Raw genomic sequence first — 22,703 nt, forward strand, 5'->3', positions numbered from 1 at the left:
CCTAAACTGATCGTTTGCTTATTTTGTAATCAAATTGAACGATCTTTACCTATCTATGGTCTATAAACCCTGATAAGGTCAGGAAAACAGTCCTTACCAACTTTGTTAAAGACTAACTATAAATGGTGCGCCAATGAAGATTATTGCCGGAGTGCTGGCAACAGCATTACTAGTAAGCACGTCTGTTAGTGCGAAAGAGCCCCCTTTAGTAAAACCCGTATCGCCAGAAAACTATCAACTGGACGAGCGGAATAAGCGCCTGTCGCAAACATACGAGAGGATGTTCCGCTATTATGCTAAGCGTAACTTTTCACACACCCGCACAGTGCGCGTCCTTTTAAGTAACTACCCGCAACATGTCGAAGCCATTATGTATACCGCTTTCGATCGTTACCCAAGTAGTTATCAGCACCTGATTCGCGCGGCTATTGATGCCGAACCGGCGTTCACCCGCGATATCGTCACCATGGCACTGAATATGGGCGTTGCCGATCCTGCGGATATCGTACGGGTAGCCGTTGAAGCTGAACCCAGCTATGCCGATGATATTGTTGCTACGGTCAGCGAACAGAACGATACGCATCTGGAAAACTTGATCCGCGTAGCAGTCCGTGCTGAGCCTCAGATGGCACAGAGCATTCTGACCAAAGTCAGCAACGAGCAGCCAGGTCAGTTAGAATTGATCGTTCAGACTATACTTGAAGCCGCACCAGCTCTTGGCAATTATATTACTACCCTGGTGGGTGATCTGGTTGGCAAAGAAACTACTGACAGCACACTAACTGAAAATACCAGTCGCCGTCAGCGTATCGAACAAACCCTGCGGGGTGCTCATCGCGCCGGTATCAGCTACGACCGCCTGCAAGCTGTCGCACAAAACTACGGCATCTCTGATCAGGAACTGAATCAACTCATCAACTGATACCGCTACAGGCAAGCATTAAAAAAGCCGGCACTGCATAAGCAGGCCGGCTTTTTATTTTGTCTCAGCGCAGCCGAAGCTGCACCTTAACTTATTCCTCTACTGCCACTTCTTCAGTTTCAGTAGCATCTACATCTGGACGATCAACCAATTCAACATAAGCCATTGGCGCGTTGTCTCCGCTCCGGAAGCCACACTTCAGAATTCGAGTGTAACCACCTGGGCGTTCTTGATAACGCGGGCCAAGCTCGCTGAACAGTTTACCGACAACATCTTTATCGCGAGTGCGAGCAAACGCCAAACGGCGGTTAGCTACGCTATCTTGCTTCGCTAATGTGATTAGCGGCTCGACGACGCGACGCAGTTCTTTCGCTTTTGGCAGCGTGGTTTTAATCACTTCGTGACGAACCAGTGAGCTTGCCATATTGCTGAACATCGCTTTGCGATGACTGCTGTTGCGGTTGAGTTGACGACCACTCTTACGATGGCGCATACCTATACCCTTCTCAGTAATTCTCTGTAAAAGATGAACTTAGTCGCGATCAGCAAGGCTTGCTGGCGGCCAGTTCTCCAGGCGCATGCCCAGAGACAAACCACGTGATGCAAGCACATCCTTGATTTCGGTCAGCGACTTTTTACCAAGGTTAGGAGTCTTTAACAACTCAACCTCAGTACGCTGCACTAAGTCACCAATGTACTGAATAGCTTCTGCTTTTAAACAGTTCGCAGAACGCACAGTTAATTCCAAATCGTCTACCGGACGTAACAGAATCGGATCGAATTCTGGTTTTTCTTCTTTCTCTTCCGGCTCGCTCATATCACGCAGTTCAACAAAGGCTTCCAGCTGTTCAGCCAGAATCGTTGCTGCACGGCGAATGGCTTCTTCGGGATCCAAAGTGCCATTGGTTTCCATGTCGATAACCAGTTTATCCAGGTCAGTACGTTGCTCTACACGCGCAGAATCTACGTTGTAAGCAATACGCTCGACCGGACTGAACGAAGCGTCTACAAGTAAACGACCGATTGGACGTTCTTCATCGTCAGCAGACTGACGTGCCGTAGCTGGAACGTAACCACGACCACGCTCTACCAAAATCATCATTTCGATTTCAGTATCACCTGTTAAGGTGCAAATGAGGTGGTCCGGGTTGACGATTTCAACATCACCATCATGGGTAATGTCGCCAGCCAAGACAGGGCCTGCTCCGGATTTTTTCAAGGTCAGTTTAGCTTCATCTTTGCCTTCCATGCGTACCGCCAAACCTTTCAGGTTCAACAGTATTTCGATGATATCTTCCTGAACGCCCTCTTTACTGCTGTACTCGTGCTGTACTCCGTTGATCTCTACTTCAGTCACTGCACAACCTGGCATTGACGAAAGTAAGATACGGCGCAGAGCATTGCCCAGCGTGTGACCAAAGCCACGCTCAAGAGGCTCCAACGTCACCTTTGCGTGAGTCGGGCTGATTTGTTCAATATCGACTAGCCTTGGCTTTAGGAATTCGGTAACAGAACCCTGCATTGTGTCCTCTCTTTATGCTTAAGCTTTACTTAGAGTAAAGCTCTACGATCAACTGTTCGTTAATTTCAGCAGACAAGTCTGTGCGCTCTGGCAAGCGTTTGAATTGGCCTTCCAGTTTGCTACCGTCTACTTCTATCCACACTGGCTTTTCACGCTGATCAGCGAGTTCCAGTGCTGCTGCGATACGCGCCTGCTTCTTCGCTTTTTCACGAACAGACACAACATCTTCAGGACGAACTTTGAACGACGGAATGTTGACTACCTGGCCGTTCACTACCACTGCTTTGTGGCTGACCAGCTGACGAGCTTCTGCACGGGTAGACGCGAATCCCATACGGTATACGACGTTATCCAGGCGTTGCTCAAGCAGTTGCAGCAAATTCTCACCAGTGTTGCCTTTAATACGGGCAGCTTCTTTGTAATAGTTACGGAATTGCTTTTCCAATACGCCGTACATACGACGAACTTTTTGCTTTTCACGTAACTGTAAACCGTAGTCAGACAGACGGCCACGACGTGCGCCATGCTGACCCGGTGCGCTCTCGAGCTTACATTTTGTCTCGATTGCACGGACGCCGCTCTTGAGGAACAAGTCTGTTCCTTCGCGACGACTCAGTTTGAGTTTTGGACCCAAATATCTAGCCATGATCTTTCTCCAACTATCGTATGACGCCTATTAAACGCGACGTTTCTTAGGCGGACGACATCCGTTGTGAGGAATCGGTGTCACATCAGTAATATTAGTGATGCGATAACCTACCGCGTTCAACGCACGAATTGATGATTCGCGGCCAGGGCCTGGGCCCTTAACGAACACTTCAAGGTTTTTCAAACCGTATTCCTTTGCCATTTCACCTGCACGCTCAGCTGCAACCTGGGCTGCAAACGGGGTTGATTTACGTGAACCACGGAAACCAGAACCACCAGCTGTCGCCCATGACAGAGCATTACCCTGCCGATCGGTGATAGTCACAATGGTGTTATTAAAAGACGCATGGATATGAGCCATGCCATCTGCGACTTGCTTTTTAACGCGTTTACGAGAACGAGTTGGTGTTTTAGCCATATCTCACTCCCCCCTTATTTACGAATAGGTTTACGCGGACCTTTACGGGTGCGCGCATTTGTTTTAGTGCGCTGTCCACGTAGAGGCAAGCCACGACGATGACGAAGGCCACGGTAACATCCGAGGTCCATCAAGCGTTTGATGTTCATTGAAACTTCGCGGCGAAGATCGCCTTCCACAGCAAATTTACCTACTGCTTCACGAAGCTCGTCTAATTTTTCTTCTGACAAAGAGCCGATCTTAGTATCTTCTGGGATACCGGTCGCAGCTAAAATATGCTGTGAACGAGTACGCCCGATACCATAGATCGCAGTCAGGGCAATGACTGCATGCTTATTGTCAGGAACGTTAATGCCAGCGATACGGGCCACTAACACGTCTCCTTTAGTTTATGGGTCACCAGCTGAAAAGCCCGTTAGGATACTCAACCGGTCGCCTGATTGCAAACATATCAAAGCCGCAGCCAAAATATTTTTTGGCCGCGGACTTCTTCATCGAATTAACCTTGCCGCTGTTTGTGCTTAGGGTCACTGCAAATTACACGCACAACACCGTTGCGCTTGATAACTTTACAGTTACGGCAGATTTTCTTCACGGAAGCACGAACTTTCATTGCAACACTCCGTAATTATCCAACCTTAGCGGCCGTAGCCTTTCAGGTTAGCTTTTTTCAGGACCGAATCATACTGATGTGACATCAGATGCGTCTGGACCTGCGCCATAAAGTCCATAATAACTACAACAATAATCAACAGGGACGTACCACCAAAATAGAATTGTACGTTCCAGGCAATCATCATGAACTCAGGAACTAAACAGACAAAGGTAATGTATAGCGCGCCTGCAAGCGTTAGCCGGGTCATTACTTTATCAATGTATCGTGAGGTTTGTTCACCTGGGCGAATACCCGGAATGAACGCGCCTGACTTCTTCAGGTTATCTGCTGTCTCGCGTGGGTTAAATACCAACGCGGTATAGAAGAAACAGAAGAATATAATTGCCGCTGCATAAAGCATCACATACAGAGGTTGGCCTGGCGATAACGTCAGTGCCAGCTCCTGCAGGAAGTTTGCTACCGCACCTTCGCCCTGGCCGAACCAGGTTGCCATAGTGCCCGGGAACAAAATAATGCTCGATGCAAAGATTGGAGGAATAACACCAGCCATATTCACTTTCAATGGCAGGTGCGTACTCTGTGCAGCAAAAACCTTACGGCCCTGCTGGCGTTTCGCGTAGTTCACTACAATGCGACGTTGGCCACGTTCGACAAACACCACAAAGTAGGTCACTGCTAACACAATCACACCAATCAGCAATAACAGTAATAAATGTAAATCACCTTGCCGCGCTTGCTCCGCCGTCTGACCAATGGCCGACGGTAAGCCCGCAACAATACCGGTGAATATGAGAATAGAGATACCGTTACCAATCCCACGCTCAGTAATCTGCTCACCTAACCACATCAAGAACATGGTACCAGTGACCAAACTAACTATCGCTGTGAAGTAAAATCCAAAGCTCGGATCAATAACCAGACCCGGCATTAGATTTGGCAAGCCAGTAGCTATACCAATAGATTGGAACGTTGCGAGTATCAGCGTACCCCAACGCGTGTACTGTGCGATCTTACGCCGGCCTGCTTCGCCCTCTTTCTTCAGTTCTGCTAAGCGTGGGTGAACCACCGACGCCAGCTGCATGATAATCGAGGCCGAAATGTACGGCATAATACCTAACGCAAATACCGAAGCACGCTCGAGTGCGCCACCGCTGAACATGTTAAACATGGCAACGATGGTGTCTCTTTGCTGATCGAATAATTGCGCCAGTACAGCGGCATCTATACCAGGAATCGGCACAAAGGAGCCCGCGCGGAACACGATTAACGCGCCGAGTACAAACAGCAGTCGACGTTTAAGTTCCGACGTGCCACCTTGAGCTCTATTAGATTCCAATCCTGGTTTAGCCATTTGCTCTATCCTTCGATTTTGCCGCCAGCAGCTTCAATAGCTTCGCGGGCGCCTTTGGTGACCTTGATGCCTTGAACTGTAACGGCTCGGTTGATTTCGCCCGACTTAATGACTTTTACGTTCAGAATGTCGTTACGAATCAAACCTGCTTCTTTCAAAGCAGCCAAAGTTACGGTATCACCAGCAACTTTTGCAATCTCAGCCAGGTTTACTTCGCCAGTCACAAGTGACTTGCGTGAAGTAAAACCAAACTTCGGCAGACGCCGTTGGATTGGCATTTGGCCGCCTTCGAAACCTGGCTTCACGGTACCGCCAGAACGTGATGTCTGACCTTTATGACCGCGTCCACCAGTTTTACCCAGGCCTGAACCAATACCACGTCCGAGACGCTTTTTGTTGGTCTTAGCACCAGGCGCAGGGGAGATAGTGTTTAAAAACATTGCTTAATCCTCCACCTTTACCATGTAAGTGACTTGGTTCACCATGCCACGGACGGCTGGGGTATCTTCCAGCTCGACCATGTGACCAATACGGCGCAGACCCAAACCACGTAGAGTAGCCTTATGCTTCGGCAAACGGCCGATTGAGCTACGCGTCTGTGTTACTTTGATTGTCTTTTTCGCCATTGTTCACTACCCCAAAATTTCTTCAACGCGCAATCCACGCTTCGCCGCCACTTGCTCAGGCGACTTCATGTTGTTAAGCGCCTTAATGGTCGCCCGGACAACGTTGATTGGGTTGGTTGAACCATATGCTTTTGAAAGCACGTTGTGTACACCGGCAACTTCCAGTACTGCACGCATCGCGCCACCGGCGATGATACCTGTACCTTCAGAAGCTGGCTGCATAAAAACCTGTGAGCCTGAATGACGGCCTTTTACAGGATGCTGCAGGGTGTCGCCTTTCAGCTCAACGGTCACCATATTGCGACGCGCTTTTTCCATTGCTTTTTGAATAGCAGCCGGAACTTCGCGTGCTTTACCGTAACCAAACCCTACTTTACCCTGACCATCACCAACAACAGTGAGTGCAGTGAAGCTAAAGATACGACCACCTTTAACTACTTTTGCTACACGGTTCACTGTGATCAGCTTTTCTTGCAGGTCACTGTTTTGAGCTTCTACATTTGCATTTGCCATGTTCGTCTCCTAGAACTGAAGTCCAGCTTCACGAGCTGCGTCAGCTAAAGCGGCTACGCGACCGTGGTATCTAAAACCACTCCGATCAAAAGCGACGCTGTTAACGCCTTTTTCAATCGACCGTTCAGCAATCAGCTTACCAACTACTTTTGCAGCATCGACGTTACCAGTACCTTTAACCTGGTCACGAATAGCTTTTTCTGCAGTTGAGGCAGCTGCCAGTACTTCAGAACCGTTCGGTGCAATCAGCTGGGCGTAAATATGCCGTGGTGTACGGTGAACGACCAGGCGGTTTGCACCCAACTCTTGCATTTTCTTACGGCTGCGAGTTGAGCGACGTAAGCGAGCTGTTTTCTTGTCCATCGTCCTACCTTACTTTTTCTTGGCTTCTTTACGGCGCACTTGCTCATCGGCATAACGAACGCCCTTGCCTTTATAAGGCTCTGGCTTACGGTATGCGCGAATATTAGCGGCAACTTGACCGACTAATTGCTTGTCTACACCTTTAACGACAACTTCAGTTTGTGTTGGAACTTCGATAGTGATTCCCTGCGGGATATCGAATTCAACAGGATGAGAGAAGCCCAGCGTCAGGTTTAGTTTCTGGCCCGCAGTATTTGCACGGTAACCAACACCAACCAGCTGTAACTTACGCTCATAACCCTGAGCAACACCAACCACCATGTTTTGTAGTAACGAGCGCGCGGTACCAGCCTGAGCAGAAGAGTTAGCAACTCCTTCGCGGGCATGGGTACGCAGTTCGTTGTCTTCTTTTACGAGTTCAACTGCATCGTTAACTACAAGGCTCAACGAGCCTTTGGCACCTTTAATTGTAACTTCCTGACCGTTCAGCGTAATTTCAACGCCAGCAGGAATGGTAATGGGTGCTTTAGCAACACGTGACATTTCCTACCTCCTGGTTACGCGACATAGCCAATGACTTCACCGCCAAGACCCGCTTTGCGAGCGGCACGGTCGGTCATCAGCCCTTTGGAAGTTGAGACAACAGCCACACCTAAACCACCCATAACTGTAGGCAGTTCGTTGCGTTTCTTATAGATACGCAAACCCGGGCGACTGACGCGCTCAATTGATTCTATAACAGGACTACCTTCAAAGTACTTCAGCACGACTTCCAGTTCAGCTTTCACTTCACCAGAAACACTGAAATCCGCGATGTAACCTTCTTCTTTCAAAACCTGAGCAATAGCCAGTTTTTTCTTAGAAGCAGGCATGCGCACGGTCACTTTGTTTGCACCCTGAGCGTTACGGATGCGAGTAAACATATCCGCAATTGGATCTTGCATGCTCATATTAGCTTTCTCCCGTGGCTTACCAGCTAGCTTTTTTCAAGCCAGGAATTTCACCGCGCATCGCTTTCTCACGTACTTTAATCCGGCTCATGCCAAATTTACGGAGAAAACCGTGAGGGCGGCCCGTTACACGACAGCGGTTACGCTGACGAACAGGGCTCGAATCGCGGGGCAGGCTCTGTAATTTGAGCACAGCTTCCCAACGATCTTCATCCGACGTCGTCGGATCACTGATCACTTTTTTCAGTGCGATGCGTTTCTCTGCGTACTTTTCCACAAGCTTGGTACGCTTATGCTCACGCATTTTCATTGACTCTTTTGCCATAACTCTACACCTTACTTCTTGAACGGGAAGCTAAAGGCAGCGAGCAAAGCGCGAGCTTCGTCATCAGTGCCAGCAGTAGTGGTGATAGTGATGTCCAGACCACGAATCTTGTCGACTTTGTCATAGTCGATTTCGGGAAAGATAATCTGCTCACGTACGCCCATACTGTAGTTTCCACGACCATCGAAAGATTTCGGATTCAACCCACGGAAATCACGAACCCGCGGGATTGCGATCGAAACGAGACGTTGCAGGAAGTCCCACATGCGCTCGCCACGCAGAGTCACTTTACAGCCAATCGGGTAGCCTTCACGGATCTTGAAGCCAGCGACAGATTTACGAGCAACGGTTTTAACTGGACGCTGACCTGCAATTGCTTCCAGGTCTGCTGCCGCGTTGTCGAGAATCTTTTTGTCAGCCAGTGCTTCACCAACACCCATATTCAGGGTGATTTTTTCAATCCGAGGGACTTGCATGACGCTGTTGTAGCCGAACTGTTTAACCAGTTCAGGAACTACTGATTCTTTGTAAAAATCATGCAGTTTCGCCATCGTAAAACTCCAAATTAAAATTAAATGATTGCGTTGTTAGATTTGAAGACGCGAACTTTCTTGCCATCTTCAATTCGGAAACCAACACGATCTGCTTTACCAGTCTCTGGGTTATAAACCGCCAGGTTGGATGCGTGAACAGGAGCTTCCTGCTCAATAATACCGCCAGCTACACCAAGGGCCGGATTTGGCTTCTGATGTTTCTTCACGATATTAACGCCTTCAACGAAAGCACGGTTTGAGGTGGTATCGACTTTCAGCACTTTACCGCGCTTACCTTTGTCTTTACCTGCCAGGACTACTACTTCGTCATCACGTTTAATTTTTGCCGCCATAACTGACTCCTTACAGTACTTCTGGTGCCAGCGAAACAATCTTCATAAATTGCTCAGAGCGCAATTCACGAGTCACCGGTCCAAAGATACGAGTGCCAATGGGTTGTTTGTTATTGTTCAACAAAACAGCCGCGTTGCGGTCAAAACGAATGACTGACCCGTCTTGACGACGGACACCTTTCCTGGTGCGAACGACCACCGCGTTAACAACATCACCTTTCTTCACTTTTCCGCGAGGAATCGCTTCTTTAACAGAAACTTTGATGATGTCGCCGATATTCGCGTAACGGCGGTGCGACCCACCCAGAACCTTAATACATTGTACGCTGCGGGCGCCCGAGTTATCGGCCACTTCCAGTGTAGTTTGCATTTGGATCATTGCAGTGCTCCGCTTAATTAATAAAAACAAGACTCTCTCGAGTCGATGTGTCTTTTTACAAGACTTTCCCCATATAAAAGGGCGGCGAATTGTAACAGATATATTTTGGCGATGGTAGTGCGAGAAGGAAATAATTGCGGCAGCATCGGATTCATCCGGATCCACCGTGCAGGACTTAATCGCAGGTGGTCAATTATACATCATTCGCGACCAGTCTAAAGCCCCTTCCCTCTACTTATTTATATAGTCGCTGATCCACTGGCTGATACGTCAGACACCGTGCGGGCTGCGACCGATTCAGTTGGCAAGCGGCAGAGCTAAATGGTAAATTCAAATCCATCAACTTTTGAATGATTCGTATCAGATACCGACATAAGGGTTCTCATGAATCTAGCAGCTATTGTTTTGTTACCGTTTTTCGGTGCTCTGTTACCGCTCTTATTGCGGCATAAAACCAGAATATGGATTACCAGCAGTGCAGCGTTAGTAACTTTAGCCAGCCTGACCATACTGTTACTTGCCGCGCCAGCGACTTTAAACGGCGAGGTGCCGCAGTTGATGGTGCCATGGCTACCTGACCTCGGCCTGCACTTTGCCATCCGCTTAGATGGCTTATCACTGCTGTTTGCCGGTCTGATACTGGGCATCGGTATATTGATTGTGATTTATGCTCACTATTATCTGAGTAGCCGCGACGACAGCCCCCGGTTTTTCGCCTATTTACTGCTATTTATGGGATCCATGCTGGGTATTGTCACGGCTGACAACCTGATCCTGATGTGGCTGTTCTGGGAGCTGACCAGTATTTCGTCGTTCTTACTTATTGGTTACTGGTTTCATCAAAGCAATGCCCGCCGTGGCGCGCGCATGGCGCTGGCGGTTACTGGCGGCGGTGGTCTGGCGCTACTGGCCGGCATCTTATTAATCGGTAACATTGCCGGCAGTTATCAGCTGGATGCGGTATTCGCCGCTGCCGACCAAATTCGCGAACACGAGCTTTACCTGCCAGCCCTGTTACTGGTATTACTGGGGGCTTTTACCAAGTCTGCCCAGTTCCCTTTCCAGTTCTGGCTGCCCCATGCGATGGCGGCGCCAACCCCGGTCAGTGCCTACCTGCACTCAGCCACCATGGTAAAAGCCGGTATCTTCCTGATGGCCCGGCTGTTCCCGGTACTGGGTGGCACGCCGGAATGGTTCATCATAGTGACGCTTACTGGTCTGGCGACCCTGCTATTTGGCGCTTATTTTGCGCTGTTAAAGACCGACCTGAAAGGATTGCTGGCATTCTCTACCATCAGCCATCTGGGCTTAATCACGATGCTGCTTGGGCTCGGTAGTCGCGGTGCTCTGCTAGCCGCGCTGTTCCACATACTTAACCACGCGACTTTTAAAGCCGGTCTGTTCATGATCTCAGGTATTATTGACCATGAAACCGGCAGCCGGGATATGCGTAAGCTCAGCGGCCTGCGCAAAGCCATGCCATTTACTATGGTACTGGCAGTTATCACCTCGGCGGCAATGGCTGGCCTGCCCTTATTCAACGGTTTTCTGTCGAAGGAGATGTTCTTTACCGAAAGCTATCAACAGGATCTTTTTGGCGGTTTGTCCTGGCTGGTGCCGGTGTTAGCGACCTTAGGCGGGATGTTATCCGTCGCCTACTCAATCCGCTTCGTGCATGACGTGTTTTTCCAGGAGCCGGCCAAAGATTTACCTAAAGATCCGCATGAGCCGCCGCTGATGATGCGAGCGCCGGTCATTATCCTGGCGGCGCTGTGTATACTGGTTGGCGTGGCGCCGATGCTGATGGTATCAGGCTTGCTGGAGCCGGCGCTGGCCGCAGTGTCGGGAACTGTTGGCGAGATTGACATTGCGATCTGGCACGGCTTCAATATCCCCTTGCTCATGAGCGCTTTTGCAATTGCCGGTGGTATCGGCATCTATATTGGCCGGGACGAGCTATTTACTTTTAACCGGCAGTTTGATCACCACGATGCCAAAGAGATCTTTGCTCGCCTGGTAAAACGCACTACGACTTTAAGCGATGCGTTCATGCAGCGTATCGAAACCGGCTCACTGCAGCGTTATATCGCCGCGCTACTGGTTATCTGCCTGGTTTTTGTTATCCCTGAACTGTTTAAAATTAAGGCGCTCACCGGCGATCGTCCGCAGCTGCCAGTAGACTTTATCAGTATGATTGGCTCCATCGCGCTGATACTCGCCGCTTTTGGTACAGCGATATTCCATCGCCAGCGGCTTACCTCACTGATGATGTTGTCAGTAGTGGGCTTGCTGGTCAGTCTGGTATTCATTCGCTTCTCAGCCGCCGACCTGGCAATGACCCAGCTCGTGGTTGAAGTGGTTAGTATTCTGCTGATGATTCTGGCGTTGTTTTTTATGCCGCAGCGGATCCCGCGGGCCTCGAGTGGACGCCGGGTAGCGCGTGACGTACTACTGGCAGGTTTTGTTGGGGGCGTTGTTGGTACCCTGAACTACGCGTTGCTAACCCGGCCAGCGAATACCATTTCCGACTTCTTCCTGGCAAACTCAGTACCCGGAGGCGGCGGTACGAACGTAGTCAACGTGATTCTGGTCGACTTCCGTGGTTTTGATACCCTTGGCGAAATTACGGTCTTAGCAATTGCCGCGGCCGGCATTCACAAACTGCTTAATAATTTACGGCCCTTTATGCCATCCAGCGATGTCGACGGACGTCCCTGGCATAGCACCACTCATCCTTTGTTAGTCCAGGTCGTCGCGCAAACCATCTTGTCGCTGGCACTGATGGTCTCGGTTTATATCTTCCTGCGCGGTCACAACTTGCCGGGTGGCGGCTTTATCGCTGGCCTGGTCACTGCGGCGGCCATGATTCTGCAGTACATGGCAAATGGTGTGGACTGGGTGAAAAGCCGCTTTGATTACAACTATCAGACGCTGACCTCTGTTGGCGTGATGATTGCTTTCTTAACTGGTCTTGGTAGCTGGGTATTTGGTCATAATTATCTGACTTCAGCCTTTACTTATGTCGAGTGGCCTATCGTTGGCAAATTCGAGCTGGCTACCGCTATTTTATTTGATTTAGGCGTATATCTAACAGTTATTGGTGCGACACTGATGATTCTGGCTAACTTTGGCCAGATGACCACCCGCCACAGACCCCGTCAGGAGGGACATTAATGGAAACTTTGTACGCAGTCACTGTTGGCGTTCTGACCGCTTGCAGCGTGTTTCTTATACTACGGGGCCGGTCGTTTCCGATCGTAATCGGCATCACCATGCTGTCCTACGCGGTTAACCTGTTTTTGTTTTCCAGTGGCCGCCTGGCGATAGATCAGCTGCCATTGATTGGTAAGAGTGAAACTTATACCGACCCCTTGCCTCAGGCACTGGTGCTAACCGCTATTGTTATCGGTTTCGCGATGACTGCCTACGCTATTATTCTGGCCGTCCGGGTGCGGGGTGAGATAGGCTCCGATGAAGTCAATGAACCCAACCATCCTGATTCAGAAGGTAGCCGTTAATGCTGAGTCAACATCTGGTTATTTTACCCATACTGATTCCGTTACTGGCAGCGTTGTTGCAACTGCTGCCCTGGGGCGCTAATCCGCAGTTTTATCGCCGGATTATTGGTTTGGTGTCATGCAGCGTACTGCTTGTTGTCAGTGCCTTACTACTGATCACCAGCACCGAAGGCGCCCAGGTTTATGCGCTCGGTAGCTGGCAAGCTCCCTACGGCATCGTGCTGGTCGCTGACCGCCTGTCGGCCCTGATGGTTTTGCTTACCGCTGTACTGGCGCTACCTGTGCTGATCTACGCCTGTCATGGTGAAGATAATCTGGGTTCCCATTTTCAGGCGTTATTTCAGTTTCAGTTGGTGGGTATTATCGGCGCGTTTCTGACCGGCGACTTATTCAACCTCTTTGTATTTTTCGAGATTCTGCTGATTTCCAGTTACGCCCTGTTGATGCATGGTGGTGGTAAACTTAAGCTTCGGGCCTGTTTGCATTATGTCCTGCTTAATCTCACCGGCTCGGCTATCTTCCTGATCAGCCTGGGCGTGCTGTACGGTATTACCGGCACCCTGAACATGGCCGACATGGCCGTTAAAGTGGCTGCCCTTACTGGCGACGATGCCACTATAGCGCGCGCCGGCGGTATCTTATTGCTGGTAGTTTTTGGTCTTAAGGCAGCCCTTCTGCCACTGTACTTCTGGCTTCCTCAGGCCTATGCCATGACCACCGGCACCGTGGCGGCCTTGTTCGCTATTATGACCAAAGTTGGTATTTACGGCATTCTGCGGGTATTTACGCTGATATTCGGCGCCGGTGCCGGCGAAGCGGCGATGCTGGGCTATGACTGGCTGTGGTGGCTTGGCCTGGCAACCCTGGCGATAGGCGGCATAGGCGTTATCGGCAGCCGGGACCTGCGACTTGTTATTTCCTACCTGGTGGTAATATCAGTAGGCACTATGCTGACAACTTTTAGTATGGGCAATGAGCGGGCTATCAGCGCGGTCGTGTACTATCTGTTTCATTCCACGCTGGTTACCGGTGCGCTGTTTCTGTTGGTGGACATCATGGCCAAACAACGTGGCAAAACGGCTTCGCGCATAATTAAAGGACGTAAACTGGCGCAACACGCGCTACTGGGTGTGTTATTCCTGATATCCGCCGTTACGGTCATTGGTATGCCGCCATTGTCAGGATTTATCGGCAAGTTATTTATTCTGGAAGCGGCCCGCACCGGCGCACAGGTCGCTCTTTTATGGCCGCTGGTGCTGTTCAGTAGCTTCCTGGTGATGGTTGCTCTGGCCCGCGCTGGCAGCCGGATGTTCTGGCATACCTTTGAAGGGAAAGCTGCAGAGGATAAGAGCCCCGCAGGCCAGTTGGTTGCGGTGGCGTTATTGCTCAGCGGCGCCGTCCTGATGACATTGTTCGCACGCCCCATCAGCGCCTATACTGATGCTATTGCCCATGATCTGATGCATCCGCAGTCTTATATTTCGACGGTATTACACCAATCGGGAGGGGCTCATGAGTAAATTTATTCCGGCACCCTGGTTAAGCCTGTTTCTGCTGGTGTTCTGGTTGTTGTTGCAGAACTCGATAACGCCTGGCCTGATCGTACTGGGAGCAGTGTTTGCGTTACTGATTCCCTTGTATACCAACCGTGCACGGGACTTCCGGCTAACGCTTCACCGGCCGCTCAAAGCCTTACAATATATCGTGTTATTAATCATCGATATTATTCTGTCTAACTTTAATATCGCCGCTATTATCCTGCTGCCCCAGCGCAAGGTAAAACCGGCGCTGATCGAATACCCACTGGATATCACCGGCGAAATCCCGACCACTATTCTGGCGAGTACTATCAGTCTGACGCCGGGCACTATTACTGCGGAAGTAAGCCGGGACGGACGCTCCCTGCTCATTCACGGCCTTAACGTGCAGGATCCGGAAGCCATGATTGAACAGATAAAAAACCGCTATGAGCGTCGGCTGAAGGAGATTTTCCAATGTTAATTTATGCCTTACAGATCGCGTTTTTATTGATGGCACTGTCGCTGATGCTGAATATCTGGCGCCTGTTCCGCGGCCCTGATTTACCGGACCGGATTCTGGCGCTTGATACCATCTACATTAACTCGCTCGCGTTGCTGATACTCTTTGGTATCTGGCATCACACCATGTTCTATTTCGAAGCAGCCGTGCTGATTGCGATGCTGGGCTTTATTGGTACGGTGGCCGCAGCTAAGTTCTTATTGCGCGGCGACATCATCGAATGAGGAGAACTTAATGGCTACCCTACCTGTTTGGGCTGACTGGCTGATTTCATTTTTTGTATTACTGGGTGCGGGCTTTGCCTTTGTCGGCTCGGTCGGTCTGGTGCGTTTACCCGACTTCATGTCGCGCCTGCATGCTCCCACTAAAAGCACCACCTTAGGCGTGGGCGGGATCATTATCGGCTCCAGCCTTTATTTTTCGGTTACCACCCACTTCAGCGCCCATGAGCTGCTCATTGCTATTTTCCTGTTTCTCACGGCGCCTATTAGTGCTCACCTGCTGGCCAAAGCAGGCTTACACCTGCACCTGAAGTTGATTTCGAACACGCAGGATTTAAGAAAGAAACCTGAGCAATATGCCGACCGGGAAGCCGACTAAAAGGTACTGCGCGCTTTCAAACAATGGCCTGATACGTACATACAGTTCCACAGTGCCTGATACAGTGCAGCCGTATCGGCACTGAGCTGGTTCAGTGAGAAACCATTTGCTACTACGTCCTGCCCATAGATATCGGCAACAGCCAGATTATCGACGATAGCAGTGTCGCTCACTATGTTCGTAATTTTAATCTCGTTTGCGCCGAGGCTATCGCTATCCAGCGTGCGAATATTAAATAGTATCTGATTATTTAACGACAGCGCCACCTCCATTACCGGCGGTTGCGTACTTACCCTCATAACTTTTTTTGATGAGGCAGCACCAGTCCCGGGGGCCGGCAAACTAATAACTAATTCGCCATTATCATATTCAGCAACTTGTTCCAGCGGTTCATAAAAGTGTGCCAGCTGATCTTCTGTAAGATTACGAATAACAAACCTGAAATTTCCCAGCTGCTGATAACCTTGCAGCCAGGCAGGTATAGGCGGAAGCGAATAAGCGCCTGACAGACTCGTCAGGGTCGCTGGCCAGTAGCCATAATCTTTCCGGTATGCCAATACCCCCTGATGCCAGAACAGCAGCTCCTGATGTATCTGCTGTGCTTTACGCAAGTCCCGTAAAGTCTGCCCTTCAGGGTGATAATTAAGCCAGGCACCGGAGAATACGACCAAGAGCGCAGTAACTAGTGGTAACGCGAAACCATTACTCCGGTACATGAGCAAGGTCCTGCAATAGCCTGGAATCGACTTGTTGTAGCACCATCAGCTGTTGCAATAGCTTACGGTATTCCCGGTTAAACCGTTGCTGTTCACCAGTGTCCCCGCTGTCAGACAGGTAAGCGGTGCCCGTAAGCAGTAGCTCGGTGGCCTGCCTTAAACGCAAGGCCGCCATATTCCGCCAGATAGCCGGTTGCTGCTGACGAAAATCAAGGCACTGTTGATAGGAGCTAAGCGCTTCTTCATAGCGATGTTGACGAAAGCTGATGTGCCCCAGATAGCACCAGCCCGGCGACAGATCATCCTCGTCGCCGACAATTTCGCGCCACAAGCCCTCCGCCAGGTGCAAATCGCCCTGACGATAAGCCAGTTCTGCGGCTTTCAGTGAGCTCTGGTTGGTGGGATCCTGGCCAGGCGAGCCGGTAGTCGCACAGCCTCCAGCAGCTACCATTAGTAGTAGCATCAGCACCCTACCCATAAGTAACTTCCTTCTGAATAAATTGCAGATTAAAACCCTGCCAGCTTTCCAGCGGTAACGGATAGCCGGCCTCACATTCAATAACCGAAGCAGCGGCCGGGATATGTATTACCCGGCCAGGCTGTATATTTCGGTGAACAGCGACAATCTGTTGTTGCTTATTCAAGCCAACAACATCAATGGCAAAGCGCATACCCCAGCTATGAATAGCGGAACAGCGAGGGAACCAATAGGCTCGTTGTCGCGGAATCCCTGATTGATGAAGCATACCGAGCAAACGTTGGGGAAACGATTCCATAACCAAAACATCGTTCCATAAACAGTGATTGTTATGGTAAAGAATGAAACGTCCTTGTTTCATGATTAACCTCCTTGTAGAAATCCCAAAAAAACCGGGCCCAGAATTAACAAAAATGTGACCGGGAAGAAACACACCAACAGGGGCAGCAATAGCTTCACCGCGGCTTCCTGCGCTTTTTTTTCTGCCGCCAGTAGCTGGGCATTACGTGCCTGCTTGGCTTGCTGTTCCAGGGTATCAGCTAACGAACCGCCAGCCGCCCGGGCCTGTATTACTGCGGCAGTAAACAGATGTATCCAGGGATGCCGAATACGGCTGTATAAGTCGTCGAGGGTTTCTTCAATACTAAAGCCAGCTTGCTGCTGACGATTGACCCTGGCGATCTCCGCTAATGCTACGGAATTGCCGCTCAGCGAAGCGATGGTATGCAATACTGCCCGAAATGACAGCCCGGCATGGATCAACATCGCTATCATATCCAGCGTAGCGGGCCATTGTTTTAATAACTTTTGTCTGTATTCGCGCCGCTGCTGATACTGATAAAGCAGATAGACCAGGAGTACTCCGATCAATAACCCGCGAAACCACCAGTGAAAAGGGATCAGCAGAATCAGGATAAGCACCAACAACTGGAAAGCTTTTTGCAGCAACCACTGGGCAGCCGTCATCTCAGTCATATTACGGTTTAACTGATAACGGATAATTTTTTGTACTGGCGCTGGCAGCCGTTGACAGATACGCGCGCTGAAATTCAGCAGCCGGGCGCTAGCGGTTAGCCAGCCGTAAATTTCTATCGCCATCCAGATGCATAACGCACCCGCAAGCGCTGTACAAATTAGAATTACCAGTTCATTCATAACGACCACTACCCATGATCCTGCGGATCAGCAAATGCCCTATCAGCATAAGCACCAGACAAATACCCAATATGATCTGGCCGTGCCGGGTGCCGGTAAGTAAGTCGGTATTAGCCGGGTGCAGCCGCTGCAAAATAAAAAATAAACCAATCGGCAACAGGAACATGACCTTGCCCTGCATCCTCGCCTGCGCAGACAGGCTTTGTAATCGTTCCCGTGCATAAAGTTGCTGCTGCAGCGCCGTGGCCATACGTTGTAAGACAGCGACCTGCTGCCCACCATGCTGCATGCCCAAGGTAAGCGTGAGACAAAAAAACTGTACAGCCTCGGTAGGTACGCGTCGGTAAAAATCATCGAGCGCCTGCGATAGCGCGTCGCCAAGTTTCAGGCGATGGACCAGTAAGATAAACTCAGAGCGCAGCGGGCGCTGCAGTTGACTGCTTGTCAGTTCCAGTGCTGGTAGCAGGCTGAGGCCGGAGGCCATGGCACTACTAACCATATGCAGACAGTCGGGAAGCTGAACACCAATCCGCTGATAACGTTTTATCAGCAGCCAACGGCGCAGCCAGGGAATGGCAACAGCAAAGGCCATTAAACCCATTAAAGCTGCGGATAAATCCCACCATACGCCAATGAACAGCGCTGGCGGCATCAGCATAAGCGCAGATATCAACCACAAGCGCCCAGCTGACATATAGATCAGAAACTCTGCCAGGGTCTGTTCCGTTTCGTCACGAAGTTCGTCGTGCAACTGCCTGACCTGATGACGGTTTAGCAACAATATCAGCATCCCGACCAGGAAGGTTGTCAGCGCAATCAGGCCGCAAACAATCAGTAAGCTGGTGTTCATCGCCGTACCATCCATTCGGAAGGAATGCCTGTTGGCGTGATCCTATCGGCGGAACTGCTAAATAGTGATGCGAGCTGGTAGCTGCCGCCATCGATACCAGTCACTTCGGAAATCTCTGCCACGCCACGACTACCGTCGGCTCGCCTTACAATTTGGACAACAACCTGAATGGCCGATACCACTTGCTGGCGGATAGCCAGTAGTGGCATATCCATACCTGACATCATGACCATAACTTCCAGCCGTTGTAGTGCTTCCCGCGGACTATTGGCATGCAGGGTGGTCAGCGAGCCATCATGCCCGGTATTCATGGCCTGCAGCATATCAATGGCTTCAGCACCCCGGCACTCGCCGATGATGATCCGATCAGGCCTCATCCGCAGTGCGTTAACCAGTAGCTCCCGAATGGTTATCCGCCCTTTGCCTTCGGCATTGGCCGGTCGAGCTTCAAGGCTGATTAAATTGTCGTGCTGCAATCGCAGTTCAGCGGCATCCTCAATAGTCACTATCCGTTGTCCCGCCGGAACCTCTGTAGCTAATACATTCAGTAAGGTTGTTTTACCGGTACCAGTGCCTCCGGCAATCAAAATATTGCGCCGCGCAGCCACTGCTTTTACCAGGTAATCAGCCGCCTCCGCGCTCAATGACCCGGCAGCGACCAGGTCGCCGATTCGGAAATTTTTGACACTGAATTTGCGGATGGTCAGGCAAGTTCCGCGCGTGGCCAGCGGCCCCAGCACCGCATTTACCCGCGAACCGTCCGGTAGCCGCGCATCAACCATCGGCTGAGCGCTGTCCAGCCGCCGCCCTAGCGGCAATACAATACGATCGATAACCCGCAGTAAATTTGCTTCGTCAGTGAAACAGGTACTGCTCCGTTGCAGACATCCCTCACGTTCAACGAAGACCGTGGCAAAATCGTTGACCATTATTTCGCTGACCGATGGATCAGCCAGCAGCTTTTCAAGAGGCCCAAGGCCCAGACAGTCATCAATGACTTCCTGGATCTCTCGCTCTTGCTCCGCGGTTACTACCTGGCCTTTGGCCGTCACAAAATTGGCCAATAGCTGACTTGCATAAGTCGCTAACTCGGCGTTGCTTAACTGCTGATGATGGGCAGCTCTTTGCAGTTGGGCGCGCAGATAATGTTTAAGCTCTTCTTTGCTGTCCGAACTCATATTATTGCTCCCCCAGCGCAACATCATCGACAAGGCCTACGCAGCCCACTGCGTAGCGAAATTCATCCCGCCACTCACTGGCCTGATGCTGAAGATTGCGTTTCTTTTTGGTCATACTTGCCAAGGTGGGAGTAACAATAACCACCAGTTCGGTCTCGGCTTCGCGAAACTGCGATGATGAAAATAGCTGGCCTAGTATGGGCAACTGATGGAGGACAGGAAATTGATCTGCCTGCCAGGACTGCTCATGGTTGATAAGGCCAGACAACACAATAGACTCGCCGGCCATTACCGAAATCATTGAGGATACCCGCCGCGTCAGTATCCCGGGGATGCCATTTACCGACGTCGCCGGATCTATGGAACTAATTTCTGCAGTCAACTCAGTCTTAATCTGATTATTGGGCAGCAGATGCGGCGCCATGGTTAAGGCAATACCATAATCGCGAAAACTGACATCCTGCAGACCCTGCGCCAGAACCTGAGGTACCGGAAATTCTCCACCAACTAAAAATTCTGCGCTGCCACCGCTATGAGCCGCCAGCGTTGGTTGCGCCAGCAGCCGTGCGTGGCCATCCCGCTCCAGCAATTCGATAGTGGTTGCAACATCTACCGGAAAGCTGACAGCGCTGGCCGCCTCACTGGAAAACAGCGGCCCGCCAATCTGTTGTGGCCAGCGCACACCAAGGTGTCGGGTTTGCTGACGTTTTATCTCAGCAATACGCACCTCGAGCTCAATCATCGGACTGTCATAGGTTTCGGTAAAGTTCACCTGCAGTAGCACCCGCGGAAAGCGTTGCGTGAGCGACTGCAGTTCATCACGGTAGCGGCTACTGGCCTCGCCCTGCAGCAGATAAAAGCCTTGCTCAGCGATCACCTGCAATGCGGGCATCCTTTGCTGCAGGGCAGCCATGGTCAGTTCGAGTTCGACGTCAGGCTGATTGCGGACCCTGACTTCACGACTGACTTGCTCACCCTGGTCAGTAATTAGTACCAATTTGCTCTGCCCTTCACGTAACGCCGAAATGGCCAGATGATTGGGTTCAATCAAGCGCACATCAATCACTTCAGGATTGCCAACCACTACATCAACAACCGACTCCAGCCGGAGTACCTGAGTATCACCAGTTACCAGCGTATGTGAATCGGTTGCCTCCGCCCTGGCGACTGCAGTGATAAGAAATAGCAGTAAAGTCGAGGTAAATCTCATCCCTGATCCCTCACCGGTTGCATCTGATGAATACGAGCCGGAACCGGCATCGTCAGGCTGCTGTAAGCGTGTTGCGGATGTTGCAGCCAAATTTGAAAACCGCTGCCGCGGATGCTTTCAAATTGGATCGCTTGCTCTGCACTCATACTGAAAGTAATGGTAGTTGCCAGTGCGCTCTGACCAGGCTGGCTATGCTGAAGATTGTCCAGTGCCAGCACCGGCACATCGGTAACAACGAGCAGCTTGTCCCCGGCACTGACTGAGTTGGGTGACACTATGGCGACTTTATCGCCCACTGCCAGCATGCCATGATGTAAATTTTCAACCGAGATACTGGCCGTTATTGCGTATTGCCCGGGGGCCAGCCGCTGGCTAAAAAACCTGCTGTAATCGTGACTAAAACTGTCCAGTGTCAGGGGCTCGCCGCGCGCCAGAAAACGACTGGTTCTGAGTCCTATCAGGCTGGTCGCATCCTGCGGCTGCAACCAGTTATCCTGAACATATTTGGGTGGAAATTTTCGCTGCTGCAAATGCGCAAGCTCAACCCGTGTGTCTGCATCCAAATCCGTACTGAGCACCAGAATATCCTGCATATAGCGTTGTTGTTCCTGTTGTCGCGTCAGCGCTTGTTCAGCAATATAGCGTTGAATAGCCTGATAGCTGGTCAATGCCGCCCCTAAAGTGAGCACCAGCAGCACCACGAGCTTCCAGCGCAAACCTATTTTAACGGTGCTACCGCTCATCACTGCACCACCGGATGGAGCAAAATATTCTGCCAGAGCCAGCTATTAAACAATCGCCAGCTCACGACCAATCGTTCCATAAGTTCCGGTAAGTTCTCACCTTGCGACGTTACCGGTATTATGAGTATTAGCGCCAGCATCAAGGCGGCCAATAGTCCTTCAATCGCTGCCTGCCCCCTAAAATTATTCAGCTGACGGCTGGTTGCTGAGCAACACCACGATATAGTCAGCCGCCTGCCTGAGCACCAGAATGTCTTGTCGGGGAGCTTGCAGTAATATATGAAACTGTCCATGTTGTACCTCTTTTAGCCTGGGCTCCCGATAAGCAAAACGGAGCTTTAAAAACTGCCATACCTGGGTGGCGCTGCGTGAACTTAGAAAAATGGCAAGCCCAAACCCGTCGCTCGCGGTGTCATAAAGCAACTGACCGAGCCAGTCGGGATAATGGTTCCCTGAAGCGGCAGGCGGTCGGACTTTGGTTCGGGTAAGCCAGTAGCCGGTATCATCCCGCTGAAACAGCCACAAATCATCACCGGCAGCACAGATCCAGATAGCCCCCATCTGTTGTTGCAGTACACAATCCAGATACTCAGTTAAGGGCGCAATCTGAGGCACTGAAGGAGCAGTAATTTGCCAGATGGTGCGGCTATGATTTTCGCCCATCAGTCTGAATTCCCAACCTGGTATGGCCATATC

At 50.7% G+C, this 22,703-nt stretch carries 33 protein-coding genes; 7 read left to right on the top strand and 26 right to left on the bottom strand.

The window, feature by feature from the left end:
• Positions 1-133 precede the first annotated feature (133 nt).
• Positions 134-922: a hypothetical protein gene (locus IDSA_RS11105; protein WP_126760593.1), complete on the top strand. Its 789-nt coding sequence runs from the start codon at positions 134-136 to the stop codon at positions 920-922.
• Between the two features lie 91 nt (positions 923-1,013).
• On the opposite strand, the gene rplQ is transcribed toward IDSA_RS11105, so the two are convergent.
• The 17 genes from rplQ to rplN form a co-directional block, all read right to left on the bottom strand.
• The gene (gene rplQ / locus IDSA_RS11110; RefSeq protein WP_034777008.1) at positions 1,014-1,415 is read right to left on the bottom strand and encodes a 50S ribosomal protein L17; all 402 of its coding nucleotides are present in this window, start codon (positions 1,413-1,415) and stop codon (positions 1,014-1,016) included.
• A 39-nt stretch (positions 1,416-1,454) separates the two neighbouring features.
• Positions 1,455-2,444, bottom strand: coding sequence for a DNA-directed RNA polymerase subunit alpha (locus tag IDSA_RS11115; RefSeq protein ID WP_034777011.1), 990 nt, complete (start codon positions 2,442-2,444; stop codon positions 1,455-1,457).
• Positions 2,445-2,469: 25 nt separating this feature from the next.
• A complete protein-coding gene (gene rpsD, locus IDSA_RS11120; protein WP_034777013.1) occupies positions 2,470-3,090 on the bottom strand; it encodes a 30S ribosomal protein S4 in 621 nt (206 codons plus the stop codon).
• A gap of 30 nt (positions 3,091-3,120) precedes the next feature.
• A complete protein-coding gene (gene rpsK / locus IDSA_RS11125; protein ID WP_034777015.1) occupies positions 3,121-3,510 on the bottom strand; it encodes a 30S ribosomal protein S11 in 390 nt (129 codons plus the stop codon).
• A 14-nt stretch (positions 3,511-3,524) separates the two neighbouring features.
• On the bottom strand, positions 3,525-3,881 hold the full coding sequence (gene rpsM, locus IDSA_RS11130) for a 30S ribosomal protein S13 (protein WP_034777018.1): 357 nt from the start codon (positions 3,879-3,881) through the stop codon (positions 3,525-3,527).
• A 128-nt stretch (positions 3,882-4,009) separates the two neighbouring features.
• A complete protein-coding gene (gene rpmJ, locus IDSA_RS12060) occupies positions 4,010-4,123 on the bottom strand; it encodes a 50S ribosomal protein L36 (protein ID WP_055439830.1) in 114 nt (37 codons plus the stop codon).
• 25 nt (positions 4,124-4,148) lie between these two features.
• A complete protein-coding gene (gene secY / locus IDSA_RS11135; RefSeq protein WP_034777020.1) occupies positions 4,149-5,477 on the bottom strand; it encodes a preprotein translocase subunit SecY in 1,329 nt (442 codons plus the stop codon).
• 5 nt (positions 5,478-5,482) lie between these two features.
• A complete protein-coding gene (gene rplO, locus IDSA_RS11140; protein ID WP_034777022.1) occupies positions 5,483-5,917 on the bottom strand; it encodes a 50S ribosomal protein L15 in 435 nt (144 codons plus the stop codon).
• A gap of 3 nt (positions 5,918-5,920) precedes the next feature.
• On the bottom strand, positions 5,921-6,103 hold the full coding sequence (rpmD, locus tag IDSA_RS11145; RefSeq protein ID WP_034777024.1) for a 50S ribosomal protein L30: 183 nt from the start codon (positions 6,101-6,103) through the stop codon (positions 5,921-5,923).
• 6 nt (positions 6,104-6,109) lie between these two features.
• Positions 6,110-6,616, bottom strand: a complete 507-nt coding sequence (rpsE, locus tag IDSA_RS11150) for a 30S ribosomal protein S5 (RefSeq protein WP_034777026.1) — start codon at positions 6,614-6,616, stop codon at positions 6,110-6,112.
• Between the two features lie 9 nt (positions 6,617-6,625).
• Positions 6,626-6,979: a 50S ribosomal protein L18 gene (gene rplR, locus IDSA_RS11155; protein ID WP_034777029.1), complete on the bottom strand. Its 354-nt coding sequence runs from the start codon at positions 6,977-6,979 to the stop codon at positions 6,626-6,628.
• A gap of 9 nt (positions 6,980-6,988) precedes the next feature.
• On the bottom strand, positions 6,989-7,522 hold the full coding sequence (gene rplF, locus IDSA_RS11160; protein ID WP_034777030.1) for a 50S ribosomal protein L6: 534 nt from the start codon (positions 7,520-7,522) through the stop codon (positions 6,989-6,991).
• 14 nt (positions 7,523-7,536) lie between these two features.
• Positions 7,537-7,929 (bottom strand): 30S ribosomal protein S8, encoded by a 393-nt coding sequence (rpsH, locus tag IDSA_RS11165; RefSeq protein ID WP_034777032.1) that lies wholly within the window; start codon positions 7,927-7,929, stop codon positions 7,537-7,539.
• A gap of 19 nt (positions 7,930-7,948) precedes the next feature.
• Complete coding sequence (gene rpsN, locus IDSA_RS11170; protein ID WP_034777034.1) at positions 7,949-8,254, bottom strand: 30S ribosomal protein S14; 306 nt, start codon at positions 8,252-8,254, stop codon at positions 7,949-7,951.
• A gap of 11 nt (positions 8,255-8,265) precedes the next feature.
• Positions 8,266-8,805 (bottom strand): 50S ribosomal protein L5, encoded by a 540-nt coding sequence (gene rplE / locus IDSA_RS11175; protein ID WP_034777036.1) that lies wholly within the window; start codon positions 8,803-8,805, stop codon positions 8,266-8,268.
• 20 nt (positions 8,806-8,825) lie between these two features.
• Complete coding sequence (gene rplX, locus IDSA_RS11180; RefSeq protein ID WP_034777046.1) at positions 8,826-9,140, bottom strand: 50S ribosomal protein L24; 315 nt, start codon at positions 9,138-9,140, stop codon at positions 8,826-8,828.
• A gap of 10 nt (positions 9,141-9,150) precedes the next feature.
• Complete coding sequence (rplN, locus tag IDSA_RS11185; protein WP_034777048.1) at positions 9,151-9,519, bottom strand: 50S ribosomal protein L14; 369 nt, start codon at positions 9,517-9,519, stop codon at positions 9,151-9,153.
• 384 nt (positions 9,520-9,903) lie between these two features.
• On the opposite strand from rplN, the gene IDSA_RS11190 reads away from it, so the two are divergent.
• The 6 genes from IDSA_RS11190 to IDSA_RS11215 are packed head-to-tail and all read left to right on the top strand — an operon-like array spanning position 9,904 to position 15,677.
• On the top strand, positions 9,904-12,693 hold the full coding sequence (locus tag IDSA_RS11190) for a monovalent cation/H+ antiporter subunit A (protein ID WP_034777050.1): 2,790 nt from the start codon (positions 9,904-9,906) through the stop codon (positions 12,691-12,693).
• Positions 12,693-13,037: a Na+/H+ antiporter subunit C gene (locus tag IDSA_RS11195; RefSeq protein WP_034777052.1), complete on the top strand. Its 345-nt coding sequence runs from the start codon at positions 12,693-12,695 to the stop codon at positions 13,035-13,037. The genes IDSA_RS11190 and IDSA_RS11195 overlap by 1 nt, the downstream gene beginning before the upstream one ends.
• Positions 13,037-14,557 (top strand): monovalent cation/H+ antiporter subunit D, encoded by a 1,521-nt coding sequence (locus tag IDSA_RS11200; RefSeq protein ID WP_034777054.1) that lies wholly within the window; start codon positions 13,037-13,039, stop codon positions 14,555-14,557. The genes IDSA_RS11195 and IDSA_RS11200 overlap by 1 nt, the downstream gene beginning before the upstream one ends.
• Positions 14,550-15,038, top strand: coding sequence for a Na+/H+ antiporter subunit E (locus IDSA_RS11205; protein ID WP_034777056.1), 489 nt, complete (start codon positions 14,550-14,552; stop codon positions 15,036-15,038). The genes IDSA_RS11200 and IDSA_RS11205 overlap by 8 nt, the downstream gene beginning before the upstream one ends.
• The gene (locus tag IDSA_RS11210) at positions 15,032-15,301 is read left to right on the top strand and encodes a K+/H+ antiporter subunit F (RefSeq protein ID WP_034777058.1); all 270 of its coding nucleotides are present in this window, start codon (positions 15,032-15,034) and stop codon (positions 15,299-15,301) included. Before IDSA_RS11205 ends, IDSA_RS11210 begins: the two co-directional genes overlap by 7 nt.
• 10 nt (positions 15,302-15,311) lie before the next feature.
• The gene (locus tag IDSA_RS11215) at positions 15,312-15,677 is read left to right on the top strand and encodes a Na+/H+ antiporter subunit G (RefSeq protein WP_034777069.1); all 366 of its coding nucleotides are present in this window, start codon (positions 15,312-15,314) and stop codon (positions 15,675-15,677) included.
• On the opposite strand, the gene IDSA_RS11220 is transcribed toward IDSA_RS11215, so the two are convergent.
• The 9 genes from IDSA_RS11220 to IDSA_RS11260 all read right to left on the bottom strand — a co-directional run bounded on the left by IDSA_RS11220 (position 15,674) and on the right by IDSA_RS11260 (position 22,700).
• Positions 15,674-16,393 (bottom strand): hypothetical protein, encoded by a 720-nt coding sequence (locus IDSA_RS11220; RefSeq protein WP_034777071.1) that lies wholly within the window; start codon positions 16,391-16,393, stop codon positions 15,674-15,676. The genes IDSA_RS11215 and IDSA_RS11220 overlap by 4 nt on opposite strands.
• Complete coding sequence (locus tag IDSA_RS11225; RefSeq protein WP_034777073.1) at positions 16,380-16,871, bottom strand: tetratricopeptide repeat protein; 492 nt, start codon at positions 16,869-16,871, stop codon at positions 16,380-16,382. Before IDSA_RS11225 ends, IDSA_RS11220 begins: the two co-directional genes overlap by 14 nt.
• A complete protein-coding gene (locus IDSA_RS11230) occupies positions 16,864-17,232 on the bottom strand; it encodes a DUF192 domain-containing protein (protein ID WP_051986246.1) in 369 nt (122 codons plus the stop codon). Before IDSA_RS11230 ends, IDSA_RS11225 begins: the two co-directional genes overlap by 8 nt.
• Positions 17,233-17,234: 2 nt before the next feature.
• Positions 17,235-17,969 (bottom strand): type II secretion system F family protein, encoded by a 735-nt coding sequence (locus IDSA_RS11920; protein ID WP_157980784.1) that lies wholly within the window; start codon positions 17,967-17,969, stop codon positions 17,235-17,237.
• Positions 17,970-18,018: 49 nt separating this feature from the next.
• Positions 18,019-18,876 carry a type II secretion system F family protein gene (locus IDSA_RS11240; RefSeq protein WP_157980785.1) on the bottom strand — a complete coding sequence of 286 codons (858 nt, stop codon included), beginning with the start codon at positions 18,874-18,876 and terminating at the stop codon, positions 18,019-18,021.
• Entirely contained in the window at positions 18,873-20,054 is a 1,182-nt protein-coding gene (locus IDSA_RS11245) for a CpaF family protein (RefSeq protein WP_051986249.1), read from the bottom strand. The genes IDSA_RS11240 and IDSA_RS11245 overlap by 4 nt, the downstream gene beginning before the upstream one ends.
• Position 20,055: 1 nt before the next feature.
• On the bottom strand, positions 20,056-21,264 hold the full coding sequence (locus tag IDSA_RS11925) for a type II and III secretion system protein family protein (RefSeq protein WP_051986250.1): 1,209 nt from the start codon (positions 21,262-21,264) through the stop codon (positions 20,056-20,058).
• Entirely contained in the window at positions 21,261-22,007 is a 747-nt protein-coding gene (locus IDSA_RS11255) for a CpaB family protein (protein ID WP_034777077.1), read from the bottom strand. Before IDSA_RS11255 ends, IDSA_RS11925 begins: the two co-directional genes overlap by 4 nt.
• 183 nt (positions 22,008-22,190) lie before the next feature.
• Positions 22,191-22,700 (bottom strand): hypothetical protein, encoded by a 510-nt coding sequence (locus tag IDSA_RS11260; protein WP_126760595.1) that lies wholly within the window; start codon positions 22,698-22,700, stop codon positions 22,191-22,193.
• Positions 22,701-22,703 lie beyond the last annotated feature (3 nt).

Origin of the sequence: Pseudidiomarina salinarum (genome assembly GCF_000753715.1) — a bacterium.
Lineage (GTDB): Bacteria > Pseudomonadota > Gammaproteobacteria > Enterobacterales > Alteromonadaceae > Pseudidiomarina > Pseudidiomarina salinarum.